1 protein-coding gene is annotated in these 561 nt (G+C 44.7%); it reads right to left on the reverse strand.

Translation table 11 applies throughout. The features are described from left to right. Nucleotides 1-491: FtsW/RodA/SpoVE family cell cycle protein (locus AWU74_RS07595; RefSeq protein ID WP_187150939.1), on the reverse strand; the 491-nt coding region annotated here is incomplete at its 3' end. Nucleotides 492-561: the final 70 nt, after the last annotated feature.

The raw sequence follows: 561 nt of genomic DNA on the forward strand, positions 1-561 counted from the left end.
ATCACTATGCAACCCGCGAATCCCCATTCTTCTGCCAGTCCGCTGAAAATAAAATCGGTGCTTTGCTTCGGCAGAAATTGTTTATGCGTTCCTTTCAAAAATCCACGTCCCCACAACCCGCCAGACCTTATAGCAATTTTTGACTGCCTGATATTCCAGCCAGCACCCTGTATATCGTTTGTCGGATCAAAAAACACAACAAGTCGCTTAATTTGATAGCTTTTCAGCATTTGTGACACTGCGCTCGAAAGCAACAGTGCTGCCGCAACGATGCCGAAAAAATACGCCACTAACAGGTAATATTTATTTTTGAACGCTAACCACCCGATTATGCTAACCAGCGTCACGATTGACGCCGCGATAGCCACAGAAAACCGCACATTGTCCCGACGGAAGATCCGTACAGCTGACAGCGGTTTCTGTAGAATTTCGGATTCCCAAATCGGCAAAACGGCAAAAACAAAGGACAGTGTCCCTATTAATACCGCCACTATAATAAAACGGGAGTCTGCTTTTGCTATGAAACACATCGACAGAAAAATCGGTATATAAACAATGGAC

It is taken from the genome of Treponema endosymbiont of Eucomonympha sp. (assembly GCF_001028545.1).